The following is a 22938-nucleotide window of genomic DNA, read 5'->3' as shown; positions in this document are numbered from 1 at the left end:
AACACACCAGGCACCATGCACGGTAGAGCCGACTTCAGTCGGCTGCTCGTCCCAAACCGATGAAGCCCATCACCCAAAGCAAAAGGCCACCCCGAGGGGTGGCCTTTCGCGTTCTGCGGCAACGTCGACTGGACGTCAGTGCATCATGTGCACGTTCATGTTGTGCATGACCCACAGGGTGCCGGCGACGATGATGCCGATCACCACGACGGTGAACACCGCCGCGTTGACGTTCCAGCGGCTCTCCGACGAGCGGTCCAGGTGCAGGAAGAACACCAGGTGGACCAGCATCTGCAGGACCGCCGATACGGCAATCACCACACCGCTGACGGTGCGCGAGAAGTCACCCGACATCACCACCCAGAACGGGATGACGGTCAGGATCACCGCCAGCACGAAGCCGATCAGGTACGACTTGACGCTGCCGTGGCTCTCGCCGCCGGTGCCATGCGCGTGGTCGTGTGCGTTGTCATGTGCCATTACAGCGCTCCGTTGAGGTAGACGACCGAGAACACGCCGATCCAGATCAGATCCAGGAAGTGCCAGAACAGGCTCAGGCACGCCAGGCGGGTCTTGTTGGTCTGGGTCAGGCCGTTCTGCTTGACCTGGATGAACATGACCAGCAGCCACAACAGGCCCGCGCTCACGTGCAGGCCGTGGGTACCGACCAGGGCGAAGAACGCCGACAGGAAGGCACTGCGGTCCGGGCCGTAGCCCTGATGGATCAGGTGGTTGAACTCCCACACTTCCATGCACATGAAGCCGAAGCCCAGCAGCCAGGTGATGCCCAGCCACAGGTACAGCTGACCGACCTTGTTCTTGTGCATGGCGATCATGCCCAGGCCGAAGGTCAGCGAGGAGGTCAGCAGCAGCGCGGTTTCCCACGCGACGAACGGCAGCTCGAACAGGTCGCCCGGGCCGGGGCCGCCATCGGTACCACCGACCAGCACCACGTAGGTGGCGAACAGCGAAGCGAAGATGAGGCAATCGCTCATCAGGTACACCCAGAAACCGAAGACGGTGTTGCCGCCGGTGTCGTGGTGCTCGTGGTCGTCATGGCCATGGGCCGCCGCGTGTGCGGCGTGCCCGTGGTTCACGGTAGGGGTATGGGTGCTCATGCCTTCAGCTCCGACTTCACCAGACCCTGGGCAACCAGGTGCTTGCGGTGTTCGTTTTCAATGCGCTCCACCTCGGCAGCCGGGACCCAGTAGTCCACGTCCTTGTCGAAGGTGCGGTAGATGAACGTGCCGATCATGCCGACCAGTCCGATGATCGCCAGCCACCAGATGTGCCAGATCATCGCAAAGCCGAACACCATGCTGAAGGCACCGATGACCACGCCCGTGCCGGTGTTGCGCGGCATGTGGATGTCGGTGTACTTGGCCGGCTTCGGCCAGGCTTCACCGCGCTGCTTGCGGGCCCAGAAATCGTCCAGCTCGGTGACCTGCGGCAGCGTACCGAAGTTGTAGAAGGCCGGCGGCGAAGAGGTTTCCCACTCCAACGTACGGGCATCCCACGGATCGCCGGTCAGGTCCATGTTCTTCTTGCGGTCGCGGACCGAGATGAAGATCTGGATGACCTGGCACAGGATGCCGGCACCGACGATGAAGGCACCGCCCGCAGCGATCAGCAGCAGCGGCTCGTAGGCCGGGTTGACCGTGCTCTGCAGGCGACGGGTCATGCCCATGAAGCCCAGCACGTACATCGGCATGAAGGTCACATAGAAGCCGATGAACCAGCACCAGAACGCACACTTGCCCCAGAACTCGTTGAGCTTGTAGCCGAACATCTTCGGCCACCAGTAGGTGATGCCGGCGAACATGCCGAACACCACGCCGCCGATGATGACGTTATGGAAGTGGGCGATCAGGAACAGGCTGTTGTGCAGCACGAAGTCGATGGCCGGGATCGCCAGCATCACGCCGGTCATGCCGCCGATGACGAAGGTGATCATGAAGCCGATGGTCCACAACACCGGAGTGGTGAAGTGCACGCGACCGCGGAACATGGTGAACAGCCAGTTGAAGATCTTCACACCGGTGGGAATGGAGATGATCATCGTCGTTATGCCGAAGAAGGCATTGACGTTGGCACCCGAGCCCATGGTGAAGAAGTGGTGCAGCCACACGATGAAGGACAGCACGCCGATGGCGGCCGTGGCGTACACCATGCCCTTGTAGCCGAACAACGCCTTGCGCGAGAACGTGGCGATCACTTCGGAGAACACGCCGAAGGCCGGCAGCACCAGGATATAGACTTCCGGGTGACCCCAGATCCAGATCAGGTTGATGTACAGCATGGCGTTGCCGCCACCGTCATTGGTGAAGAAATGCGTGCCCAGGTAACGGTCCAGGGTCAGCAGCACCAAGGTGATGGTCAGCACCGGGAAGGCGGCGACGATCAGGATGTTGGTGATCAGCGCCGTCCAGGTGAAGATCGGCATCTGCATCAGCTTCATGCTGGGCGTACGCATCTTCAGGATGGTAATGAAGAAGTTGATGCCGCTCAGCGTGGTGCCCAGGCCTGCGACCTGTAGACCCCATATGTAGTAGTCCATGCCGACGCTTGGACTGTACTCGATGCCGGACAAAGGCGGGAACGCCAGCCAGCCGGTAGCGGCGAACTCGCCGATCCACAGCGACAGCATGATCAGCACCGCACCGGACACGAACAGCCAGAAGCTGAGCGAGTTCACGAACGGGAACGCGACGTCGCGCGCACCGATCTGCAGCGGCACGGCCAGGTTCATCAGGCCGGTGATCAGCGGCATCGCCACGAAGAAGATCATGATCACGCCGTGGGCGGTGAAGATCTGGTCGTAGTGATGCGGCGGCAGGTAGCCCTCGGACCCGCCGACGGCGAGCGCCTGCTGGGTACGCATCATGATCGCGTCGGAGAAACCACGCAGCAGCATGACGAAGGCGACGATGAGGTACATCACGCCGATCTTCTTGTGATCCACCGAGGTGAACCACTCCTTCCACAGATAGCCCCACAGCTTGAACTTGGTGATCAGGGCGACAACGCCCAGACCGCCAAGCATCGCGCCGATCAACGTCGTCAGGACGATCGGATCGTGGGGGATCGACTCAATAGAGAGCTTACCCAGCATGTTCATTCTCCCGAGCCCTCGTGGCCGGCGTGGCCCGCGTGCTCGTGTTCGTTGGTGTTGGCGTCGAGGTTCTCGCCAGACGCCTTGGACTCGTGGTCGTCCATGGGGGCGTGGCCCTCATGCTCTTCCTGCGTGCCCGCATCGGCTGCAGCGGCACCCGGGTGCGCGTGCTTCATGCCGTAGTGCCGGTTATCGCCCATGTGCTTGGCGATGACCCAGTCGAACAGGCCTTCTTCCACCTGACCGTAGTAGGTGACCGGATGCCAGTCCGAATTGCGCTCTTCGCCCAGCGCCTTGAACGTGTCCTTGTTCAGGCTGTTGCCCTGCTCGGCACGCACCTGGTCCACCCACGCACGGTATTCCGGCTCGGTGACCGAATGGGCCGTGAAGTGCATCTTGGCAAAGCCCGCGCCACTGTAGTGCGAGGACATACCCGGGAATTCACCGGTCTCGTTGGCGATCAGGTGGAGCTTGGTCTCCATCGCGGCCATCGAGTAGATCATGCTGCCCAGGTGCGGAATGAAGAACGCATTCATCACCGTATCGGACGTGATCTTGAAGTTCAGCGGGGTATCGACCGGGAACTTGATCTCGTTGACCACGGCGATCTTTTCTTCCGGATAGACGAACAGCCACTTCCAGTCGAGCGAGATCGCCTCGATGACGACCGGCTTGACGTCCGATTCAATCGGGCGATACGGGTCCAGCGCGTGCGAGGAGCGCCAGGTCAGCACGGCCAGCACCAGCACGATCATGCAGGGGATCGACCAGACCACCACTTCGATCGCGGTGGAATGCGACCAGTTCGGCTCGTAACGGGCCTTGGTGTTGGAAGCGCGGTACTTCCAGGCGAACGTCAGGGTCATGATGATGACCGGGACGACGACCAGCAGCATCAACACGACAGCCGTGATCAGCAGGGTCTTCTCATCCTGGCCGATCTGGCCCTTCGGATTCAGGATGGCCGTGTTGCAGCCGGTGAGAAACACCGCCAGTGCGAACAGCAGGCCCGGACGCAAACAGCGTCCAAGGGTTTTCAACGGAATCATCGGTCGATCCAATTGCGAGGGAATGCCACCCCGCCCTGCCCAGTCCGGCAAAAGCCGGCCCGACCTGCCAAGGATCGACGGGTTCGGAGAACGGGGGAAGAGTCAGCCTTTCAAGTTTAGGCCGTCACCGACCATTTAAGAAAGCCATTGACATTGATCTGACGCAGAATTCGACGTTTTCGGCATGCGACACGTTGTCGCAGCGTCGATTTTTGGGGCATTCCGCCGGGTTGGACGAGAGGAGCCACACGGCACCCTACCCGCAACCCCCCATCCCCTGCAACGGAAAAAAAGCGGCGGATCGGGAAGACCCCATGCAACGCCCAGCCCCGAACCGGGTAGCCGCCGCACCATCCGCCGTGCCCGAACAAGGAGGGCAAAAGGCAATGACCGCTCCCTGACGGAAGCGAAACGGCCATTGCCGGCTGGAGGAGCTGCTTCCAGCACACCCATCCTGTCTATCGGCGACACAGGCGTACATGAGGAAAGTTGCGAAGTGCGCTGGGAACTGTCCGGAACGGCATTTCCCGATGGCGGCGAGTTGGCTCAGCCGAGCAGAGTCTCTACACCGCAGACAAGGCCCACGGACAGTGCAGCGCTGGACAGCCCACCGCTATAGTGCAATAGTTGCACCGCTTTCGATGTATCAATCGTATGGCGGCACCTAGCGATGCCTACCGTCGCCATACTTGGCAGCTGCACCATCACCCTGTACGCCGCCGACCATCCACCGCCCCACTTCCACGTACGAACGCGCGATGGTCGCGAAGCGTTGATGGTCATCCAGGGTCTGGCGTTACTTTCCGGTCACGTTTCTCGACGTGAGTTGACTGAAGCAGTCATGTGGGCCGAGAACAACATCCAATTGCTTGCGGCGCGTTGGCGAGAACTCAATCCATGAAACAGACGCATTTCAGCCTCAGGCACGTGGCAACAAGGGATGGCTGCAAGCTGCATCTCGCGTATGCCGATGGATTCGAAGCGGTGGTCGACCTCGCCGATGTCATTGAACGCCACCCTACACTTCAGCGTCTGCGCGCTCGTCGCGTTTTCCAGCGTGCGGCGTTGGACGAGTGGAAACTGGGCGTCGTCTTCGACGCGGACGACCAGCTCAGCCTGCCGAGTGATACCCTGCGCGCCCTTGCCGTTGAGCAGGCGGGGGGCTTTTCCCACCAACAGATCATCACTTGGATGGCGCGTCACAGGATGTCGCTGGACGCCGCTGCCGACGCGCTCGGGATCAGCCGACGCATGCTCGCCTACTACCGTAGCGGTCAGAAGCCTGTACCCCGCTCAATCGGGCTCGCGATGATCGGTTGGGAGGTCGTCGACGTACGCGGCGTGCAGGACGCGCTGCAGTACAACGCAGCGTGATTTTGACTGCGCGTGAAAAAAGGCGCAGCAAGCGCGATGCCCTGCGTGGCAGACCATGGCGGCGCGCCTCAGGCAATGCGCCGCGTGCGGCTCACCCCATCACCATCGACAGCACCCACGTGCACACACATATATAAGCCAGCAGTCCCAGGCTGATGGCCAGCGTGGTGCGCATGATCGCCGACTCCTGCCCCACCAGCTTCACCGCAGCGGCCGCGATGGCGATGGACTGCGGAGATACCAGCTTGGCCATCACTCCGCCCGCCGTGTTGGCCGCCACCAGCAGGGCCTCCGGCACACCGATCTGGGTCGCGGTGACTGCCTGCAGGTGGGCAAACAGGGTATTGCTGTTCACCACCGAGCCGGTGATGAACACGCCCATCCAGCCGATCACCGGCGACAGCAGCGGGAAAATGCCCCCGGTCTGTGCCAACGCCAGGCCGATGGTGGACGAGGCACCGGAGTAATTGGTGATGTAGGCCACCGCCATCACCAGCGACACCGTGGCCAGCGGTTTCCACATCTCACGCCCGGTCTGCGCCAGCTCCTCACCGGCCATGCGCACGCTCAACCGCGGCGACAGCAGCACCGTCAGCAGGGCGGCAACCAGGATGGCGGTGCCCGACGCATTGATCCAGCCGACGTTCCATACCGCCGGCAGCGTATGCACCTGGCTCACCAGCGGCGGAAGTTCCTGCACGCGCTCGTGCAGCAGGCCGATGGGCAGGTGCAGGACCGATCCACTCAAGGCGCCACCGGCGGCGAACAACGCCTTGAAGGCCGGCAGGCTCCACAGCAGGATGGCAGCGGTCAGGATGTAGAACGGTGACCACGCCAGCAGCACGTCCTTCAACTGGTAACGCTGCGTCGTGCCCGCGGGAGAGCCCTCCTCGCGGTAGATGCGCTTGGGGCGCCAGAACTGCATGAAGGCGGCCAGCCCGGCCATCGCCGCCAGCGGCCCCAGGATATCCACCAGCTCCGGCCCCAGCAGATACAGCGTGAGGGTCTGCACCCCGCTGAACACCGCGCCGACAAACAGCAGCACCGGCCAAGTGTCGCGCACGCCGCGCCATCCATCCAGCATCGCCACCAGAATGACCGGCGTCAGCAGAGCGATCACCTGCACCAGCGCGATCAGCATCAACGACATCGCGTCCAGGCTGACGCCGCCCTGCTGCGCGCCCACCAGCACCGGAATGCCAATGGCCCCGTATGCGCCGGCTGCCCCGTTGGCCAGCAGGCACAGCATGGCCGCCTTCAACGGCCGGAAACCCAATTCCACCAGCAGCGCCGCACAGATGGCGATCGGCACGCCAAAACCCGCCGCCCCCTCGAGAAAACCGCCAAAACAAAATGCGATCAGCAACACCTGGATGCGCTGGTCTTCGGATATCGTCGCGATGCTGCCGCGGATGACCTCGAACTTGCCACTGCGGATGGCCAGTTTGTACAGCCACACCGCCATCAGCACGATGAAACTGATCGGGAAGACGCCGTTGGCGATGCCCAGCAGCGCCGCGCCGGCGATGGCGCCGGCCGGCATGCCGAACACCAGCAGAGATACCGCCGCAGAAACCACTACCGCCAGAACGGCCGCAGTGAGACCTTTCATTTTGAAGACCGTCAGGGCCAGCAGGAACACCAGCACCGGCAGCGCCGCCAGGATCGCGGACAGATTGGCATTACCAAGCGGATCGTAGTTCTGCTGCCACATGGTTCCTGCTCCCCGTTGTACATCCCATCACGCGCGACGGTGCATCGCACCTGAGCCCCACGCTACGCCTTGGTTACCCGGTTGGGGCACTCGGACCCGGCCGCGAAATGCACCAGATTGCCCAGCGTGGTCTCCGCGATTTCCTGCAGCGCCTCAGCGGTGAAGAAACCCTGGTGCCCGGTCACCAATACATTGGGGAAGGTCATCAGCCGCTGGAAGACATCGTCGTCGATGATTTCGCCGGAACGGTCCTGGAAGAACAACGCGCTTTCCTGCTCGTAGACATCGATGGCCAGGTGGCCCAGATGGTGGGATTTCAGCGCCCGGATCACCGCATCGGTATCCACCAGCCCGCCGCGCGACGTATTGACCAGCATCGCACCAGGCTTCATCCGCGCCAGCGAGGCCTCATCGATCATGTGCTGGGTCTGCGCCGTCAGCGGGCAGTGCAGCGAAACGATGTCCGACCGGGCCAGCAGTTCATCCAGCGGCACGGTGCTGCCCAGCGCATCGAATTCAGGCGACGGGTACGGGTCGTGACCCAGCACCGTGCAGCCCATGCCATGCAGGATGCGCGCCGTCGCCAGCCCGATCTTGCCGGTGCCCACGATGCCGACCGTCTTGCCGTGCAGCGTCCGACCCAGCAGCCCATCCAGCATGAAGTTTCCCTCGCGCACCCGGTTATAGGCGCGGTGGGTCTGCCGGTTGAGCGTCATGATCAGCGCGAGCGTGTGCTCAGCGACCGCCTCAGGCGAATAGGCCGGCACGCGGGCAACGAAGAAACCGAGCTGCTCGGCGGCGGCCAGATCCACATTGTTGAAGCCGGCACACCGGAGCACCACCGCGCGCACGCCCAACGCATGCAGAGCCTGCAGCACAGGCGCATCCAGGCGATCATTGACGAACACACAGACCGCATCGCAGTCCTGTGCCAGGGCCGCGGTATGGGCGTCCAGCGTGGCATCGAAGTAAATGAACTCGAAGCCATCTGCTGCGTAGCCTTGCTGGTTGCAGGCATCCAGCGAGCGGCGATCGTACGGGCGGGCACTGAAGACGGCGATTTTCATGCAGGACTTCCCTTCCCGGAACATGGGCGGACTGTAGCACCCGCGAATGCCGCGCCGCATTGCGTTGGGTCAATGCGCAAGCGGGGGTTGGACCCTGCCGATCAAGGGCCACCGCTGCGGTGGACCGGCCTCCCCCGGTGGCCTAGTATCTTTCCCTTGCGCGGCGTGATGGATGAAAGTGCGTGGAAAGCTTTGAACGATTCAACGGCCGCCGCAGTGGCTCCGGCAAAGAAGTCGCGATCCTGGCACATGGTTTTGGTACCGACCAGACCGCGTGGACTGCGCTGCGTCCGTGGTTCGACGAACGCTTCGATGTCATTTCCTTCGACTTGGCCGGCTGCGGTCCGCACGGTGCGGACACCTACGATTTCGAACGGCACGGCTCCATTTTCGGCTACGCCGATGACCTGCTCGACATCATCGACGACCTGGGCGTCCAGAACTGCACCTACATCAGTCACTCGATGAGCGGCATGATCGGTGCTGCCGCATCGGTCGCCCGGCCGGAGGTGTTCCAGCGCATGGTGATGATCGGCGCCTCGCCGCGTTATCTCGACGACGAGGGCTATACCGGTGGTTTCAAACCGGCAGACCTGGAAAACCTGTTTGAAAGCATGAGCGCCAATTACCAGGCGTGGGTCGCCGGTTTCGCGCCGATGGTGGTCGGTGTGGACAATTCCGAGGTCATCGCGGATTTCTCCAACGCCCTGTTCCGGATGCGCCCCGACATTGCGCTCAACACCTCGCGCACCATTTTCACGTCGGACGTACGCGGCGTAGCCGCCCAGATCTCCACGCCGGTGCATCTGATCCAGACGGAGGTCGACGTCGCCGTGCCCGTGCAGGTAGGCGAATGGCTGGCGCAGGCCATCAACGGCGCCACACTGGATGTGATCGCGGCATCGGGTCATCTGCCACACATGACCGCAGCCGACGAAGTGCAGAAAATCCTCGAACACCGCCTCGGCAGGACAGTCGCGTGACCACCAGCGACAGCGAGGCACTCGCCAGCCTGTGCCACTTCGCCCAACTCGCCTCAGGGGCGGATCTGGTAATGGCGGTGGAAGTTGAATCGAATGGACGTGCCGCCTGGACGGCCTCGTCCCCCGCGTTACCGATAGCGGGCTTCAACCTGGCGCGAAGCGGGCTCTTCGAAGCACCCTGGAATGGGCACGCCGTGGAGGCGAGCGCGTTCCGCCTGCCGACCGCCATCGTGCACGCCTTGGGCGGCCCGGCACGGCAATTGTTGTTCGTCCCGACGCCAACCCGTGATGCACCGCTGAGTGGTGTGCTGCTGCTGTGGCGCAGTCCGCAACCGGCCGGCTCCATGACCGCACAGGTGTCATTGCTGGCCAAAGGCGTAGCTCGGCTGCTCTCCGCGCGGCGGGAGAGCGCGCGCGAGGTGATCGTGCAGAATCAGTTCATCGACTTGGTGGAGAGTGTTCCCGCCGGCATCGTGCTGATCGATGGCGATGGCATGGGCTCGGTGATCAACGAGCACGCCGCCACCCTGCTGGGCTGCGCCCCGGGCCGTCTTCGTGCCGCGGATCTGCTCAGCCCCATGCGCGCCCTGCGCGAGCGCTGCGACAACCACGCCGAGCTGGAACAGGCATATGCCGCACAGGTGGGCAACGTCAACTTTGCCGCGAAGATCAATTGGACACTGGGCGAACGCACGTTTGAAGTGGACACCCACCCGGTGCGGGGAAACGGTGAGTACGGGCGCATCTGGTTGTTCACTGATGTCACCGCCGATCTGCTGATGGCCGCCGAGCTGCGGCGCCTCGCCTCATCGGATCCGTTGACCGGTGTGCCCAATCGCCGCCATTTCGAAGAACGATCCGCCCAGATCATCGCCGCGCGTGAAGCGAGCGGACGTACCGTGGCAGTGCTGATGGTGGACGTGGATCATTTCAAGAAGATCAACGACACCCATGGCCATCCCGTGGGCGACCAGGTATTGAAGGTGGTCGCCAAACGCTGCCGGGAAGCCCTGCGCGAGCGCGACCTGTTCGCGCGTTTCGGCGGTGAGGAGTTCATCGCCCTGCTGGCCGCGCCTGCGATCGACGAAGTACCGGCGACCGCCGAACGGCTGCGCAGCGCCATTGCCTCGGCGCCGATCAATGTCGACGGCGTCCGCATCGATGTGACGGTGAGTGTGGGCGGCGCGCTGGGCGAGGCCCTGCCCGGTGGCGATCAGAGCCTGCTGGAGGGACTTACCGCACGCGCCGACGAGGCGTTGTATCGCGCCAAGGCAGAGGGGCGGAACCGGGTCAGCATGGCCAGCTGAACCAAGCTGATCCGTTCACTTCCGGGCCCGGCGCCGTGGCTTGAAACCACGCCGGCCGGTCGCCATCACTGAGCTGCGCCCGCGGTTGGGCGCTCTCAGGAGAAATGCATGCCGCACCATGAAAAAGTCGCCCTCGCCGGCGTCATCGAGCACGTTTTTGCCCATCGCTTCACCTTCATTGCCGACGACCAGGCGTACCTGGCCGATCTGGGACCGAAGGGCGCGGAGGCCTTCACGCTGGAGGAAGGCTTGGCCATACGACTGGAAGGCGAACAACGGCCATCGGAAATCAAAGTGACCCGCATTGGCAAGAAGGGCGGACGCTTTGTCGAGGTCGAACACAAGAAGCCACATCACGGCCCGAAGCACCACCACCCGGATGCAAAGGCCGATCCGCATGCTGCGCTGGCTGCAGTGGAGAAGGCGGGGTGGACGGTGGGCAGTGATCCGGACCGCAAACCCAAGCACTTCGAGATCGTGGCCGAGCGCGGTGATGGTGTGTGGATGGAACTGCACGTTGATTTTGCCGGCACGATCTACAAGGAAAAGCGCGCGGATTCGGACAAGTGGGATCTGCCTGCCTGATGCGTAGGTAAGGTGATGAACGAAGGCTCCGGGCGACCGGGGCCTTTTTGCTGGGTGTCGCAGGAGGCCTGCTCGAATAGACGCGCTGCGCCTATCAGCCGAACGGGTGGGACTGGGATGCGCGGAGGCCGCAGCGTCCAGGGGTGGCGGGTTCTGCACGTATGGGGTGCTGGCCTAAGCGCCCTACTTCGCAGTTTTCCTCATGGACGCGGGTACTTGGCGCTGCGCACGATGATGCTGCTGGTGCCACGGGGCATCGGCCGGGATTGGCATCCTGATCGTAGATAAACCATGGACTCTGTTCTGCCCTCCGGGGCACGGCGGAGAATGCACTGCATCGTCTCCCGGTTACACGGCGGGCGGTGTGTGGGGATCCCTGATCCGCCGGTTTATGGTTTATCTACCCGGTATGCCAACCCGCATCGCCTGCCACCCTGCGCTGCTGCGCGGGTGGCCTCACTGCGAGGTTGCCGCAATGCCTATCGACCATCCGCCGGGTTCACCGCGCATGACCGCCCTGCTGGGAGATCACATCCACACGTTGCCGCCCTACCTCGTCGAGAGGCTGGAACGATGCCTGGCGCATTGGGAGCAGGAGCAGCCTGCCCGCGTGCGAGCGAGCCATCTGGCCCTGGTGCCGGATCCGCCGGCGAACCGGACTGAGCGGATTGATGAGCTTGAGCGATCGGGCCACGTGGCCGTGCCCCTGCGGGTTCTGGAAGCGGTGGATGCGGTGCTGGAGATACTGCATGCCGAACACATTGCGCGACGCGATGGGGATACGGCGTCGCTGCTGGGGGAGCATTTGGTGGAAGGGTTGTTGGTCGCAGGGAGGGAGATGATCAAGGGGCCGGCGCGTAGGGAGTTCAGGGGGCGGTGATGCGGATGATCCCATTCTAATCACTCGCAACCTCGAATACCTCCGAGTACCAAAAAGCACTTGGATCCCTGAATCTCTTCGATATTCCAGGAACATCTAGACGTTTGAGCTCAGGCAACGGAATCAGATAGCGACGAAAAAGTGAAATGAATTCGAGCGCATCGTCAAACGTAAGCTCTTCCCTGTCAACAACGGCGTATATAGCTCGCCCTTGGCCAAATACTTCAGACACCGATCCAATATCTTTCAACCATGTGAAGAAATACAGCTCATCCCGCGCAGAATAAAATAGAACATCAGCCATCTCTATTTCCAGAGGACCTTGGTCACTCATCGTCTTTTCCCTCCCGGATAAAACTTCTCGTAATCTCTATTGGGATCCTGTAGGGCCCAGGTGACGCGGTTGCGCCAACCGAAGAATGCGGGCGGCACCATCCCGGCACTTCAGACTCTCAACTTGACATGCCGCCTACGGCTTAGACGGTAATCGGCACTTGATCACTACGGCACGTATACCAAGACGATCTCATAGCGGTAGCCATCATCAACTTCATACACGTGCAACTGAAGCACTAAATCGCTTCTCCCTTCTTCCTCTGGGTACAGATCGATTAGAACGTCCCAGAAACCCCCGTACCAAATGCAAACAGAAGAGTCCCAAGACTCCTCGGGCAGACTTTTAAGGTTCGCCCCATATGCTCGAACGCTCTCCTGCGCATCTTTCCATGTTTCCTGAGCTTGAAGGGTGACCTCCGGCAGAAGTAGCTCTTCCTCTCTAACCAGAGCATCAACAATGGCCACCAACGTAGGCCGCCAGACAGTAGGCACAGGGAACTCAACTTCTCCGCCCTTACTTACAGCCCCATCATTCATAGCCAATCCCTCGAATGCAATTCTTGCGGAACTCCATGCAAACCTCTTCATGGTCAAGCCCCGCTATCGGGCTGCTATCGGGATGATGCTTGATATAGCACTCCGCGAAAATAATATTGCCATTCGACGCCCTGCCGCCTCTGGCACTTCGACATTATCCGATAGACGGCATAGAACAGAGCCTTGACTGAGGAGACGGGTTCTTTCGATTTTTGCCTAGAGCTCGGAATGGCACCTATGACCAGCTATCTGGCCCCACTTCAGATGACCTTCCCTTTCGATACATCCGGCTGTTCCGCGGCCGGCCCAACGAAATCAATGAGCTCTTCGATGTCCAAACCTCGGCGATTGGGCTCGTCGTCAGATCCTAAGCCTACCTCTAAAAGCTCTTGCAATAGAGCATCAATCAGCAACTCGCGCTCACTGTCAATGAGGCACCTCACTCCCCCTTCCGGCAAGCAAAAATGGCCCTTCGCCGCAATCGCAACCAACCCCGAATATTGCTGAGATGAGATAGATCTCTTCAATTTACTTCACCTCCGGGTCTCTCAACCCATGGCTATTTCTCGGAAGGAATCACTCCAGGTTTCGGAGGTCGGCTGGTTTAACTCAGGAGGCCACCGCGAGGGCTTGATTGGCTAGTTGCCGATTGTAGTTCGCCTCACCCACGGCAGATGGACTTTAGACGGTGGGTTCCAGCCGCCGCTGATGATTGAACCATGCTGCCCATTCCAGTTTGGACAACGACAAAGGTGGATGTGGGTCACCGTTTGCGCGCTCGCAGAGATCCGCGCATCTCCCCTTGTGTTGGCGTCCGTGCCTATCCGGAACCTACGCATCAAGGGCCAACGTGCTACTACCAACCAAGCGTACTGGGGATACCAGGCGAACTTGGATCAGTGAGGCCATGGAACACCTTCATGTAAGTTGAGACGAAGCCAAGTGATCAAGACCAACGCAACCCGTGCGCACGGCAACAGCCATCCGCAACTCGCCCCAATGAAGCCCAGCAGCAATCCGTCCGCCACGAACCTCTCACCAATCAAAGATTTCCAACAGCCGCACAAACAAAGCGCCGACCAAGGCCGCGGCTTCTCGCCTTATCTGGTGCCGGCATAGGGATCAAGCTTACGATGTACACCATCACATCCCCGACCTGAAAAGACAACATACCTGGGAAGCGGTTGCGAACAGGGCCACCGTTTCCCGTTGCGAGAAAGGGTGTAGGGACGTGTCGTTGCGCGTCGCCTCGGACGGAATGCTCATGGCCTGTTCGTAGCCACTATCCGGATGGAACAAGGCGCTTGTGGCCTCAAAGTCCGTCCACTGGCCCTGTTCTTCATCGCCGTATTTGACGATCAAGTGATACGGTGCCGTGGTCATGGTCAACGGAAACCCCAGCCGCTGGCCGATGACCAAGAAGGCGATCGGCCAAGATGCTAGCGGTTACTGCAATTGATCGGCACGGATACGCATCATCCACAGTTGGCTGCAATTGAGCTAAGGCGCACAACGACTCGAGACAAAGCCCTTCTCTACCAACAGGTTCCGACCCGCCGCAAACAAAAAGTCCTGACCAAGGCGTGGGCTTTTGCTGAATCTGGTGCCGAAAATAGGGATCGAACCTACGACCTACGCAATGCCAGTCACAAGCTACTGCCAAGAGGCTCGTTTGAATAAGAAAATGTGCCGAACAGCAGAATCAAACTTACTCATTCAATCGCTACGAAGGAGTATTCACTTGCTGGAAACTGCCAAGAAGTTGGAGCAGCCTCTTCTGGCATGGTCAAGAGAAGCGCTCCAGGCACGTCCGAAGCCACGGCTGAGAAGGTCCGGCCATCGGCGAAGTGCAAACGAATACCGGAATCAACGATCAACCCTCCGCCTTGCCAACGAACAATCTCAGCCCGGACAACAACAAGGACTTCCGGAAACTGCAAATTTTCCCGTTCGAACATTGATTCGACAGCGGCTCCGGCCAGCACTTCGACATTTATCGTTCCAAAATCGTCCCATCCCTGAGCAACGGTACTAGAAGATGTCAATTCAAGGTACATATCAGGATCAAAAATCAAGATCACCTGCCAAGCCGATCTGGCTGTCTGCATCTTGGGGACTTTGCATGCAAGAAGCCGGCGCCCTCGGAGCAAAGCTGCCAACTTGCCCAGCTCCACTCCTTGCAATTGCAGCGGAAAATAGTGCCCACCGTCGGGACGTTGTTCAATCGTAGTGTAGGGTTTCATGTGGCTTACCACCATTGGCAGGGATGTCGATACTTTTTCCACCGGAGCTGTTCGTCTGGCGACCAAAAACGCCATTCTCCCCGATTTGTGCCCCAGGGGGAGCACGGTCCCCTCGAACCGCAGGCCTTGTATCCCCGGCGAGCGTCTTGAGATCGTCTTCGTATTTCCCGGTGCCGCCGAACTCCGGCTTTAGGCTGCCGCTTGTATGCCGCCTGCCATTCTTATTTCCTCCTGCCAGAGGGCTGCTCTGATCACCAACCAGACCCGTTGGCATTGAATGCCGGCGAGGTTGCTGCCGATGTACTGCGGAAAGCCGGGGCGGGGAAGCCTTGAGCTTGAGAGAGGCCTTGGGCTTCCAGGAAGTTCCGCGTCTGGCCGCAACTAACCTGCGGGGCGATTAAGAGCGCCCAGTGAGGATGCTTGGCTAACAGATCACGGAACAACCAGACATTATCTTCCGCAGTCCAAGGAAGACTGGGCAAAAAAGACCGAATCGCCACGCTGAGCAAACATTTCCGGGGCAAGTAGCGGATCGTGCCTAGAAAGATCGTATGGACAGAACACGTCCGTACAATATCCATCCTTATGCTCCAGAAATACCTTGACCGCATCGAATCCGACGCCATCACTCTGCGGCAGCCAAATGTTTGAAGCCACACCACATGCAATGGCGCAATCGGCCCGCTCTTGCAAAGCCGAATGCAGCAGGCTCGTTCGATCTACCGCGCCGCCCCCATCCATCTGGACACCCATGTGAACCACATTTCCAGAGGACGTGAGGTAGCCGCCAAATGGGTGAAATTCCCCATGCTCGACAAGCATCTTTCTAGCGAACTCCAGCAAATCGCTGAGCAATCCTTCAACCTCTTCTTTGGGCGTCATCTTTTTGGTCCTAGGTCCTCTCGGCGAACAACTGTCGACCAACTGCCGACTGCCGCTCCACTGTAGAGCTTACCTTTAGCTCAACCCAATGGCCGAGTGGCTCACATGCCCGGTATACCGGGACCGTCGGTCGGCTCCAGCTAAAGCGGCAAGTACTCTCCTCGATGCTCCTGCACCATGCGTGCGGCTCGCTCGCGGATTTCGAGGGAGAACTTATTCGACTTGCTCATAACTGCATGCCCTCAAAGGTTGGAGCCTCCACGAGAGCCCGGGGCGATTCAACTACGTCCCAGCCCCCGAGGACGGCGCACAGAAGTTCTCGACTCCGCGCTCCCCAACGAAAGTCAGAAACTGAAGAACCATCTCCTCTAGGTTAAACACGCCCCCGCAAGCAATGTAGCGCTGCCCTGAAATCTCCGACTGGACCCAATCTGCTTCTGAACGATCAACGCGATTGCGAGGCAGCAGATTTTCACTGAACTCCGTATCGGCCAAGTCGACGGTAAGAATCCATCCCGGGTTGTCCAGCGTATCTATCTTGATGCCGTAGGAGTGCTCCCAATCTTCATCGCAGTGTCGCGCGTACCATTTTTGCAACAACGAGATAGCAGTATCCATAAGTATTCTCACTTTAGCTTCGGCAGTTCTTCCGGCAGTGCCGGACGTACACCCTTCTGACCTGCCTCTTTTACGTGAGGCGTAGGAACAGTAGATCCATCTGGGTTGGTGTGGGCCCTGCCGGCTACATCAACACGCTTCACCTCTTGGAAGCCGGATGGATTATTCGAATTCGGTTCGTAAGTGGCTGTGTTGCTAATATTGCCATCCTTTCCGCGCTTGAAAGCAGAGTGTGCGCCCTCTGCATTGGAGTCCGGACGCAGTTTGTTCGTGTTCCGCCCCGATCGCGCAGCATCCACCGCCTTGTCAGCGGTGCGGACTGCCTTGATCGTGGCCCCAGCGCCACCGGGCACGAAGGGTACAGCCGCAGCCGTTGCATCAATGGCTACACCAACTGAGTCGACAATGCCCGCGCCCACATTGCCTTTTGTGAAGTTTGAATAGGCGCTACTGGCACCCATCGCGACGTTTGCCAAATCCCATAGGGTCTCGACGATGCGACCATCCGGATCCGTGAACTTGTATGGATTTCCGTTCGCATACCGATACCGATTGAACTGCCCAACAGGCTGCTCATATGCCGTAACGGGGTCAACCGACAGGAACGCGCCCAGCTGCGGGTCCATGTACCGCTGCTGCATGTAGCTCAACCCGGTGGCCGAGTCGCTCACATGCCCGGTATACCCGGGACCGTCGGTCAGCTCCCCACCGACCGATGCGCCGTACGGCTCGTACACACTCCGCTCTATGACAGTTCCGCCAGCATCGGACACCGCCACGGGCGATCCCAGTGCGTCGGTGTGGATGTACTCCACCGTTTCCTGCGCACCCACTGCCCCTGCCAAGCTCAACAACGCCAGGACTGCAATCGCCTGCCTGATGATCTTCATGATCGTTATCTCCATCACCGTCACCATGGGTTCGTCAGGTCACCGAGGTCCACCACGGGCTGATCCTTCGGTGGATCGGACCAAGCCGAGCATCCGTTCGCATTGCATGCCCGGATGATGTGGTTGATCGCGCAGTAGGCTGAGCCTTCGGCCTTGATCGAGGTCAGCGGCCCCACGTACTCCGTACTTCCGCCGTAGGCTTGGAACTCGTAGCTCGTTGCGCCAGTCACTGGGGTCCAGGACGCCTCGCATCGGATCTTTCGAGCGCCATTTGCGAGCCACACATACTGGACCGAGGACGTGATGGTGGGTGTGGCAGGCGGTGGGTTCGAGGCCACCGAAGCAACGTTCGAGTAACCGCTGCACCCCGCTGCATTGCACGCCTGCACCCGATACGAATACGTTGCGAAACCAAGGCCAGATCGGTAGGCCTGCGTGGATCCGTCGTTCTGGATCGCAGCCCACGCCGCACCTTCTACGCTCTCTTCGAGCACGTAATTCACTGCCATCGCAACCGGCGTCCAACTGACGACTGCCGTTCCGTCCGCCGAGCCGGCCGGGGCGGAGAGTTCAGGCGCCACGGGCGGCTGGATGACCGCAACAGTCGCCGCTTCCGAATACGCACCCCACCCTGCGTCATTGCCTGCGCGCACACGATAGGCGTAACTCCCCGATGCCTTCCCGCTGAAGGCTTGGTTGGTGGACGCCAGCGTTGCCACGGCCGTCCAGGCTGCGCCGTTGGCGCTCTCCTCGAGCTCATAGCGGGTAGCATCCGCAAGCGGCGACCACTCGACCGTATAGGCGCCGCCGAGGCTCTCCCCCGGCACCGAAACACCGACGATTCCCGCCGGTGGATAAACCACGGTCGTGGAGGCCGGTGAGGACACCGGTCCGCAGCCAGCTGGATTACACGCCTGAACGCGGTAGGAGTAGATGCCTGCTGCCTTGCCGGCAGCGGTGAAGCTGTTGGCAGCAGCGTCTGCCACCACGGACCAAGCGCCGCCGCCGGCATCCTCTTCAAGCCGGTACGTCGCCGCACCGGGAACGCTGTTCCAAGACACGACATACGTGCCGTTGAGCGAAACGGGGGCGAGGGAAACGGCCACGCCACCTGCCGGCGGCTTCTGCACGGACACCGAAGCGGTCGCGCTCCAGCTGCTGCAGGCCGCTGCCTGACACGCACGTACGCTGTACGAAAACGTTCCCTCTTCCTTCGCACTGACTGACCAGCCAAGCTCGGGGCCGTCATAGACCGTGGTCCAAGCCAGCTCATCTGACTGTTCCCTCAGTTCGTAACGGGTCGCCAGCGGCACTGCGGTCCAGCTAAGCGCATAGGCACCGTCATTGCTGAATGTGGGTGCGCTCAGCACCGGCATGACAGGCGCAACCACTTGGCTCACTCGGGCGACGAGGCTCCCATTGAGATGAATGTACTCGGTATTCTTCCCCGTCCGGGCATTGTCCTGGCGCCGCAAGATACCGTCGTTCCCATAAAGCGAGCGGATCGTTCCGCCGTCCGCAGCGGTTGAGAGAATCCGTCGACCCTGTGCGTCATAGCGATATTGCTCCGCCTGAGCCACCGCACGCAGTCGATTGCCGAAGTCGAACGAGTAACCCAGGCCACTGCGCATGGCCACATTCCCCTGGACATCGTAGGTCAGGGCAATCGTCGTGGCACCGCCGCTGTCCTGGACATTGGCGAGGCGATTATTTGCATCGTACCAATACACATGATCCTTGATTCCAGCAAGATTGGCGCTGCGGAGGTTATCCACGGCATCATAGGAGTACCGGAATAACCCATCACCGCCGAATGACGGCGAAGCCGCCTCTACCAGACGATCCAATCCGTCGTAGGTCATCGTGCGGGTGCGGCTTTCATCCAGGTGATCAACGATACGACCAACATTACTGTTCGGATCGTACTCATAGCTCGTGTCCAGTGCGCCACCGCTGTCGCTTGTTCTGGCAGGCAGCTGGCGCGCATTCTGCTCCATGCCGTGGACCAGTCCATTTCCGTAGGTGAACTGCTTGATCGCACCATTTGGGTGATACAACACGCCGGTAGCGAAATCCCCTGCCTTGGTTGCCTGCCCGAGCGCGTTGGGCGCGTAATCTACGTACCGCCCGCTTGGGTAGGTCAGCCCAGCCACTGCGCCAAGTGGATCGTAAGCGTAACCAAGCGACTGGATACCCAAGGTACTGTCGCTGGACGTTTCCGCTGTCAGCAGGCCTCGCTTGTTGTAGGTGTACGTGTTCAATGCCTGCGTCGCACCCGCCTCATTGAGCGTGGTGACGGTGGCTGGTTTTCCGTCCGGTGTGTACGCCCAGTCTTGGTTGCCATTGGCATCCGGGAAGCGCAAAGAAACAAGACGGCTCCGCGCATCGTACCCACGGGAAACTTTGCGGACATCCGCTGTAGCCGAGTCCAAGCTACAGGTTGTGACGTCAGCCAGATCCATCCCGGCTGCGCTCCAGATCAGATTGTCTGCCGCATCGTAAGCCAGAAGTGTCGCGCCGGTCTCCGGCTCCACCGATTTGCACAAACGCTGGCCGCTGTCGTAAACGTAGCTCCGGCCTAAGCGCACACTGCCGTCCAGATTCCTCCGCACAATGGCAACCGGCTTGCTGAAAATGTCCCGGTTGATTTCGGTGATTGTGCCCTCCGGATGTGAGATGGCCACGGGGCTTTCCGTAGACGGCTCACCAAAGGCTTGGAACTGTGTGGTTGTTACATTGCCCCGCGGGTCTGTCTGCTTGATCTGTCCGCCACCGAGGTACTCGGTCAGCGTAGTCAGCAGCCCGGACTCAGCGTCCACCGACACCGCGCGAACTCTGCCCAACGCATCATGCGTCGTCCATGTGCCTGCAGTGAGTGCGGTGCTGCTTCCCGGGTAGGAAGAGAAGACCTGACGGCCCGCTTCGTCATAGGCGAATCGCTGAAAACGCTGCGTCTCAGGGCGCCACGCATTGTCGTATTCTTCGGTAAGCACGGGACGCCAGAATGCATCGAAGTAGACGTGCTTCCGAAGACCGCCCATGACGACATCCTGGCGCCAATGGCCGGGACCGATGCCATGTTCATCCGTTCCGATCTGGCTGAACGATTGTGTCGTGCGAGCCCAAGCAACGCTGTCACCGGCCGGCCAGTCAATACTGGCAATGCGCCCCATCGCGTCGTAGGCATACACCGTTGCCGAACCGTTCTCGTCGGTGATCGACCCGATCCAGCCATTGTCATCAACAACCGCAGACTGCGACACCCCGTCAGCGAAGGTGATGCTCTGTGGCATCCCACGCTTCCAGTCGTGCAGAGCAGTGACATGTCCAAGGCCGTCGGCAACCGTGGCGACGGTGCCATCCGCGTTATACGAGAGACTTTGTTTCAGCACACCGAAAGCGAGCTCCTCGACGGGTCGCATGAGTTCGTCATAACGCGTCTCAGACGGAACCAAGCCGGTGTCTTCGTTTACCTGCGTCGCGGGCTGTCCCAGAACCCACAGAGCGGAGTTATCCTGATAAGTCGTGGCATCTGTTCGTGACCCCAATGCACTGGACCGATTGACTCGGATTGGTCGGGCATACCCATCAAACGAAAGCATGCTGGTCTGATAGCTGACGCCATCCTGATCAATCGCTTCGGCCACGACGGGCCGCACCTGCGCCGTACTGGGGTCATCCGAACCGTAAATCAAGCCATACGCGGATGCGAAGGGCTGCACTGCGACCTCGGCGGCTGACATGTAAACACTGGACCGCGTGCTCACCACATTGCCAGTCGCGTCTAGGGTGCTGGTCCCGAGCAGCCGTCCCTCATTGAGGGCGTATTGACTGCCGTAGCGGTGTACCGTACTCGTTCCGTCAGGATTAGCGACGGTTACGCTTTTTTCCTGCTTACAGGTGGTGCACGGATAAACCGCGGGTGAGCCAGCGCTTCCCCACAGGGGCTCGAACCCGTTCCCGTAACTGTATGACCAGGTCAGCGGCGTCGGCAGCCCCGGACCAGAGATTGTCTTGTCCGTAAGTGAAACGACATCAAAGAAGTTCGGCGTGGAAAGAATGTAGTAGTAGACGCCTGTGGAGGCATCCGCATTGCTGACGCGCTGGAGACAAGTGCTCCTGTGCACGCCACTGCGCCCGTGGCGCATGTTGCGGAAATTGAATGTTCCGCTTGCGCCCGATGGATGGCCCACCACCATGGTAAGCGCACCAAAGGCTTCAACGGGCTGCTCGGCGCAGTCGGGCCGTGAATTGCCATCCCACACGGGCGTTTCGCTTACCAGCGCACTCGAGTAACCGTAGGTCCAAGCGCTCCCGTCAGGCTGCGTCACCGACGTCAGGCGCGTTTTGCCTTCGACCGCGCCGTAGGCATAGGACCAGCTCCTCCCGTTCGCCGTCGCCGTGGCAAGGTGCTCGCCTTCGTAGACAAGCGTGATTTCGCGTCCATCACTGGACCAGATCCTCGTCGGCCGCCCCTCAGCGTTGTACGCGTACTGGACCCAGTTCCCGAAACGATCTTCGACCTTGCTGGCCTGGAGATACCTGCGAACGCGGCCCACCCGGGCGCGACCACCCTCCCCCATCGATCTGTCCAGGGTGCCGGCCAGTCGGCTGGTGGCTATATCGAAGTAATACGCTACGCCTTCGGTAGTCTTCAGGCGATATCCTTCCCCTGAAAGTCCTGCCTGCATGGGAATGCAGTCGATGGCATCTCGCTGCATGGTCGTCCATTTCCGAGCGATACCATCGTCTGGACGTGGTGAATCCGCATTGAGTCCGAGCATGGCGCGGTCACCCTGTCCCGGGATGTGCACCTTGTTGCCCTGCCATATCTCCGTCAGCTGGAATGCAGATGGATAAGAGGGAACCATGTGTCCGCTGCAGCGGTCGTCGGCCCATCCCGACGTTGGGAACGTTCCCGAAATATGGGGGACATCGATCTCCCAGCCACCCACACCGTCGATATTCGCATTGAAGGTGGTGTCACCCACAAGATCGAGTTCGATGCTGAATCGCCGGCGCAACTGGACAGCAAGCGCGCTGTTGCCCGGCAGGCTGATGTCCGTGACCGCAAACTCCGTCTGTCCATTGTAAGGACTGACGCTGTCGCCCATCAGGTCGTCCTTGAGCGCCGTTAGATTCTGCGCAGACTCGATGTGCTTGCGGTACTCCTGATACGGCTCGATGGCAACCGCTTGGGTGGCGCATGTGGCTGCGACCAAAGTAATCCCAAAACGCGTGCTCCATGCAAGATGCTTCATCCCTGCGATCTCCTCGATCTTCATCTTCACGTGACCAACCCATGCGGCTGTCAACGCGTCCATGCCTGTGTGAGTGATCTCTATGCTAGGGCATTAGGAG

At 60.5% G+C, this 22938-nt stretch carries 22 protein-coding genes; 7 read left to right on the top strand and 15 right to left on the bottom strand.

The features are described from left to right. Positions 1 to 135 precede the first annotated feature (135 nt). Genes cyoD through cyoA form a run of 4 tightly spaced genes read right to left on the bottom strand, consistent with a single transcriptional unit; the run spans position 136 to position 4161 of the window. Positions 136 to 480 carry a cytochrome o ubiquinol oxidase subunit IV gene (gene cyoD / locus IFT58_RS11875; RefSeq protein WP_188326545.1) on the bottom strand — a complete coding sequence of 115 codons (345 nt, stop codon included), beginning with the start codon at positions 478 to 480 and terminating at the stop codon, positions 136 to 138. Continuing rightward, entirely contained in the window at positions 480 to 1118 is a 639-nt protein-coding gene (cyoC, locus tag IFT58_RS11870) for a cytochrome o ubiquinol oxidase subunit III (protein WP_192095132.1), read from the bottom strand. Before cyoC ends, cyoD begins: the two co-directional genes overlap by 1 nt. After that, positions 1115 to 3112: a cytochrome o ubiquinol oxidase subunit I gene (gene cyoB / locus IFT58_RS11865; RefSeq protein WP_188326543.1), complete on the bottom strand. Its 1998-nt coding sequence runs from the start codon at positions 3110 to 3112 to the stop codon at positions 1115 to 1117. Before cyoB ends, cyoC begins: the two co-directional genes overlap by 4 nt. 2 nt (positions 3113 to 3114) lie before the next feature. Then, positions 3115 to 4161: a ubiquinol oxidase subunit II gene (cyoA, locus tag IFT58_RS11860; protein WP_188326542.1), complete on the bottom strand. Its 1047-nt coding sequence runs from the start codon at positions 4159 to 4161 to the stop codon at positions 3115 to 3117. A gap of 670 nt (positions 4162 to 4831) precedes the next feature. On the opposite strand from cyoA, the gene IFT58_RS11855 reads away from it, so the two are divergent. Together IFT58_RS11855 and IFT58_RS11850 are read left to right on the top strand one after the other, a co-directional pair. Further along, positions 4832 to 5062 carry a DUF4160 domain-containing protein gene (locus tag IFT58_RS11855; protein WP_192095129.1) on the top strand — a complete coding sequence of 77 codons (231 nt, stop codon included), beginning with the start codon at positions 4832 to 4834 and terminating at the stop codon, positions 5060 to 5062. Further along, positions 5059 to 5535, top strand: coding sequence for a DUF2442 domain-containing protein (locus IFT58_RS11850; protein ID WP_192081710.1), 477 nt, complete (start codon positions 5059 to 5061; stop codon positions 5533 to 5535). Before IFT58_RS11855 ends, IFT58_RS11850 begins: the two co-directional genes overlap by 4 nt. A gap of 91 nt (positions 5536 to 5626) precedes the next feature. Here IFT58_RS11850 and IFT58_RS11845 read toward each other — a convergent pair whose 3' ends face one another. Beyond that, positions 5627 to 7249 carry a lactate permease LctP family transporter gene (locus IFT58_RS11845; protein WP_192095127.1) on the bottom strand — a complete coding sequence of 541 codons (1623 nt, stop codon included), beginning with the start codon at positions 7247 to 7249 and terminating at the stop codon, positions 5627 to 5629. 62 nt (positions 7250 to 7311) lie between these two features. Continuing rightward, the gene (locus IFT58_RS11840) at positions 7312 to 8316 is read right to left on the bottom strand and encodes a 2-hydroxyacid dehydrogenase (protein WP_192095125.1); all 1005 of its coding nucleotides are present in this window, start codon (positions 8314 to 8316) and stop codon (positions 7312 to 7314) included. Positions 8317 to 8498: 182 nt separating this feature from the next. Between IFT58_RS11840 and IFT58_RS11835 the strand changes: the two genes are divergently transcribed. The 4 genes from IFT58_RS11835 to IFT58_RS11820 all read left to right on the top strand — a co-directional run bounded on the left by IFT58_RS11835 (position 8499) and on the right by IFT58_RS11820 (position 12071). Next, a complete protein-coding gene (locus tag IFT58_RS11835) occupies positions 8499 to 9299 on the top strand; it encodes an alpha/beta fold hydrolase (protein WP_192095123.1) in 801 nt (266 codons plus the stop codon). Continuing rightward, positions 9296 to 10606, top strand: coding sequence for a diguanylate cyclase (locus IFT58_RS11830; protein WP_192095121.1), 1311 nt, complete (start codon positions 9296 to 9298; stop codon positions 10604 to 10606). The genes IFT58_RS11835 and IFT58_RS11830 overlap by 4 nt, the downstream gene beginning before the upstream one ends. A gap of 108 nt (positions 10607 to 10714) precedes the next feature. Beyond that, positions 10715 to 11191, top strand: a complete 477-nt coding sequence (locus IFT58_RS11825) for a hypothetical protein (RefSeq protein WP_192095114.1) — start codon at positions 10715 to 10717, stop codon at positions 11189 to 11191. A gap of 508 nt (positions 11192 to 11699) precedes the next feature. Then, entirely contained in the window at positions 11700 to 12071 is a 372-nt protein-coding gene (locus tag IFT58_RS11820) for a hypothetical protein (RefSeq protein ID WP_192095112.1), read from the top strand. Positions 12072 to 12087: 16 nt separating this feature from the next. On the opposite strand, the gene IFT58_RS11815 is transcribed toward IFT58_RS11820, so the two are convergent. The 3 genes from IFT58_RS11815 to IFT58_RS11805 all read right to left on the bottom strand — a co-directional run bounded on the left by IFT58_RS11815 (position 12088) and on the right by IFT58_RS11805 (position 13471). Then, entirely contained in the window at positions 12088 to 12405 is a 318-nt protein-coding gene (locus IFT58_RS11815; protein ID WP_192095110.1) for a hypothetical protein, read from the bottom strand. A gap of 167 nt (positions 12406 to 12572) precedes the next feature. Continuing rightward, on the bottom strand, positions 12573 to 12995 hold the full coding sequence (locus IFT58_RS11810; protein WP_192095108.1) for a hypothetical protein: 423 nt from the start codon (positions 12993 to 12995) through the stop codon (positions 12573 to 12575). Between the two features lie 209 nt (positions 12996 to 13204). Beyond that, entirely contained in the window at positions 13205 to 13471 is a 267-nt protein-coding gene (locus IFT58_RS11805; RefSeq protein WP_192095106.1) for a hypothetical protein, read from the bottom strand. A gap of 415 nt (positions 13472 to 13886) precedes the next feature. Here IFT58_RS11805 and IFT58_RS11800 point away from each other — a divergent pair, with 415 nt between their 5' ends. Continuing rightward, positions 13887 to 14063: a hypothetical protein gene (locus IFT58_RS11800; RefSeq protein WP_192095105.1), complete on the top strand. Its 177-nt coding sequence runs from the start codon at positions 13887 to 13889 to the stop codon at positions 14061 to 14063. A 24-nt stretch (positions 14064 to 14087) separates the two neighbouring features. Here the strand turns inward: IFT58_RS11800 and IFT58_RS11795 are convergent, their stop codons facing one another. The 6 genes from IFT58_RS11795 to IFT58_RS11770 all read right to left on the bottom strand — a co-directional run bounded on the left by IFT58_RS11795 (position 14088) and on the right by IFT58_RS11770 (position 22862). Then, positions 14088 to 14363 carry a transglutaminase-like domain-containing protein gene (locus tag IFT58_RS11795; RefSeq protein ID WP_249405681.1) on the bottom strand — a complete coding sequence of 92 codons (276 nt, stop codon included), beginning with the start codon at positions 14361 to 14363 and terminating at the stop codon, positions 14088 to 14090. Positions 14364 to 14656: 293 nt separating this feature from the next. Then, a complete protein-coding gene (locus IFT58_RS11790; RefSeq protein ID WP_192095103.1) occupies positions 14657 to 15187 on the bottom strand; it encodes a hypothetical protein in 531 nt (176 codons plus the stop codon). A gap of 450 nt (positions 15188 to 15637) precedes the next feature. Then, on the bottom strand, positions 15638 to 16069 hold the full coding sequence (locus IFT58_RS11785) for a hypothetical protein (RefSeq protein WP_192095101.1): 432 nt from the start codon (positions 16067 to 16069) through the stop codon (positions 15638 to 15640). Positions 16070 to 16351: 282 nt separating this feature from the next. Next, on the bottom strand, positions 16352 to 16687 hold the full coding sequence (locus IFT58_RS11780; RefSeq protein WP_192095099.1) for an immunity 53 family protein: 336 nt from the start codon (positions 16685 to 16687) through the stop codon (positions 16352 to 16354). Positions 16688 to 16695: 8 nt separating this feature from the next. Next, positions 16696 to 17577 (bottom strand): RHS repeat-associated core domain-containing protein, encoded by an 882-nt coding sequence (locus tag IFT58_RS11775; protein WP_249405680.1) that lies wholly within the window; start codon positions 17575 to 17577, stop codon positions 16696 to 16698. 20 nt (positions 17578 to 17597) lie between these two features. Beyond that, positions 17598 to 22862, bottom strand: coding sequence for an RHS repeat protein (locus IFT58_RS11770; protein WP_249405687.1), 5265 nt, complete (start codon positions 22860 to 22862; stop codon positions 17598 to 17600). Positions 22863 to 22938: the final 76 nt, after the last annotated feature.

Origin of the sequence: Stenotrophomonas sp. CFBP 13718 (genome assembly GCF_014842145.1) — a bacterium.
Lineage (GTDB): Bacteria > Pseudomonadota > Gammaproteobacteria > Xanthomonadales > Xanthomonadaceae > Stenotrophomonas.
The sequence above is the reverse complement of the archived record's forward strand: the minus strand, read 5'-3'. Positions and strand labels throughout refer to the sequence as shown.